Source organism: Chamaesiphon sp. OTE_75_metabat_556 (assembly GCF_031378165.1).
GTDB lineage: Bacteria > Cyanobacteriota > Cyanobacteriia > Cyanobacteriales > Chamaesiphonaceae > Chamaesiphon.
Genome location: NZ_JANNDR010000563.1, coordinates 1 through 2,998, shown reverse-complemented (window position 1 = coordinate 2,998; position 2,998 = coordinate 1). Strand labels below are relative to the sequence as shown.

Annotated in this window: 1 protein-coding gene; it reads left to right on the top strand. The window is 50.7% G+C overall.

Going from position 1 to position 2,998, the window contains the following annotated elements:
• Positions 1–213 precede the first annotated feature (213 nt).
• On the top strand, positions 214–2,998 hold a 2,785-nt coding region (locus tag RMO27_RS22015; protein ID WP_309736612.1), incomplete at its 3' end, for an amino acid adenylation domain-containing protein.

Genomic DNA, 2,998 nt, shown 5'->3' with positions numbered 1-2,998 from the left:
TAGCTCGACTTTATCCATTTTCGATCGCTTTGGATCTAACCGTCTAGCCATAACGGTTATAGCAGGTTGGACTTTTTGAATATCGCCTGTTTTATCGATCTGTGAAAAGTCGGTTCGACGAGAGCGAGTCTGGGAGCCAGTTTCCAACACGAAGGTTTTAAAATGGATAAAGTCGAGCTTAGATGAATTACGGCATAAAATTTATCTATTTATATGAAAGAAATTATAATTAACCCTACTCAATCTATCGATGATGGTGATGCTGCTTTAACTGAGTCAGAGCGACAGCAAATCTTAGTGGCATGGAATGATACAACGGTAGATTATCCTCAGCATTTGTGCATCCATCAATTATTTGCGGCACAAGTAGCAACAACCCCAGATAGTATTGCTGTCGTCTGCAATGAACAGCAACTAACCTATCAGGAGTTGAATCACCGCGCTAATCAAGTAGCGCGTTATCTGCAATCTTTGGGTGTGAAACCGGAAGTTTTGGTGGGGATTTGTGTCGATCGATCGATCGCGACGATCGTCGGCATGTTAGGCATCCTCAAGGCGGGTGGAGCTTATGTGCCGCTAGATCCCACCTATCCTCAAGAGCGTCTAAGCTTCATGCTCTGTGATGCTCAAGTCCAGGTGCTATTGACTGAGCAAAAATTTGGTGCAGAGTTTACTGCTAGTGGCGCACAGGTAGTGTGTCTGGATACAGACTGGGAATCGATCGATCTCCAGAGCAAAGAGAATGCTACTAGCAACGTAACGGCAGAAAACATCGCTTATGTGATCTATACTTCTGGTTCTACAGGCACACCCAAGGGAGTCGCTGTAACCCATCAGGCTGTCAATCGGTTAGTCTGCAACACCAATTATATCCAGTTGGCACCTGACGATCGGATTGCCCAAGCCGCAAATTCGGCCTTTGATGCCGCCACTTTCGAGATTTGGGGATCGCTACTGCACGGGGCGCGGTTGGTGATAATTCCTCAGCAGGTAGTGCTTTCGCCCCATCAGTTCGCCGCCTATCTTCGCGAACAAGAGATTAGTGGGTTATTTTTGACCACAGCTTTATTTAATCAGTTAGCCAGCGTTGTCCCCCAGGCATTTACAGACCTGCGACACCTGTTATTTGGCGGTGAGGCGGTCGATCCCCAGGCAGTCGCAGCAGTGTTGAAGAATGGTGCGCCACAGCGATTGCTGCACGTTTATGGGCCGACTGAGAGTACAACTTTTGCTTGTTGGTATCTAGTCGAGGATGTTCCCGCAGATGCGACAAACGTACCGATTGGTCGCCCGATCTCTAATACCCAAGTCTATATCCTCAACTCCCAACTGCAACCAGTGCCGATCGGTACTCCTGGTGAATTATATATTGGCGGCGACGGTTTGGCACGCGGCTACCTCAACCGTCCTGAATTAACTGCGGCAAGTTTTATTCCCCATCCGTTCGAGCAGACAGCCGGGAGTAGATTATACAAAACAGGTGACTTAGCACGCTACTTGAGCGATGGCAATATTGAATTTTTGGGACGAATCGATCGTCAAGTCAAGCTGCGCGGTTTTCGGATCGAACTAGGCGAAATTGAGGCACTGTTGAGCCAGCATTCCGCTGTCCAACAGGCAGTAGTAATTGCCCGTGAAGACATTCCTGGCGATCGACGGTTGGTTGCTTATGTCGTTCCCACTCAACCACTTGATGCGCTGGCGACTACCTTGAAATGCTTCCTGCAAGAGCATCTGCCCCACTATATGGTGCCAGACGTAGTGGCGATCCTCGACTCCTGGCCGCTCACCGCTAATGGGAAGGTGGATCGGCACAATCTGCCAGCACCCGATCGATCGCGCCCCGATGCCGCCACCTATATTGCGCCGCGTCATCCCATCGAGCAAAAATTAGCACCGATCTGGTCGGAGTTACTGGGAGTCGAGCAGATTGGTGCGCACGACCATTTTTTCGATCTGGGCGGTCATTCCCTGATTGCCACTCAGATGTTGGTGCGTGTGCGCGAAGTGTTTCAAGTGGAGTTGTCTTTCGATCGACTATTTGACAGCCCCACCTTAGCAGGTTTCGCCAACCAGATCGATCGCGCTCAGCCACTAGATCCGCAGTTGCCAAGTGCTACCATCCCACGCATTGCGCGGGAGGGACTCTTACCAGTCTCCTTTACTCAAGAGCGGATCTACTTCATCCAACAATTGGCTCCGGAAAGTAGTGCCTATCAATTCCAGGCAACGATGAGATTCAGCGGCGATCTCGATCTGCCAGTATTACAACAGTGCCTCGACGAGATCGTGCAGCGGCATGAAATCTTTCGCACGACTTATCCAGCGGTAAATGGACGGCTATTTCAGGTGATCCACCCACATCAACCGATCGACTTCACCGTGGTTGACCTCCAGACATTGCCTGAGTCTGAGCGAGAAACAGCAGCTCAACGGCTAGTTGCGGCGCAGGTGCAACAGCCCCTAGACATCAATCAACTCCCCTTAGTGCGGTGGGTGTTGTTGAGATTGAGCGATCGATCGCATTTATTACTTCACATCGAGCATCATATCGTTCATGATGGTTGGTCATTTAATGTATTTCTGGGTGAATTGCTGGAGCTGTATCGAGCATTCTCTGGGGGTTATCCGAACCCATTGACCGCACAAATCCAGCAATTCGCCGATTTTGCCCATTGGCAACGAGCATGGGTCGAAAGTCCCGCCGCCGCAGCGCAAGCGGCTTATTGGCAGCAGCAGTTAGCTGGTAGCCCACCGTTGTTAGAATTACCTTACGATCGCCCCCGACCGCCAGAGCAAACCTACAATGGCGATCAGGTGCGCATGGAGTTGCCAGTGGCATTGTGTGAATCCCTGCGAGTGCTCAGTCGTCGCGAGGGTGTCACTCTGTTCATGACGATGCTGGCAGCTTTTCTGGTATTGTTGCACCGATCTACTGGGCAAGACGATCTGAGCGTCGGGACTGCTGTTGCCAATCGGCGGCTGCGCGAGATCGAAC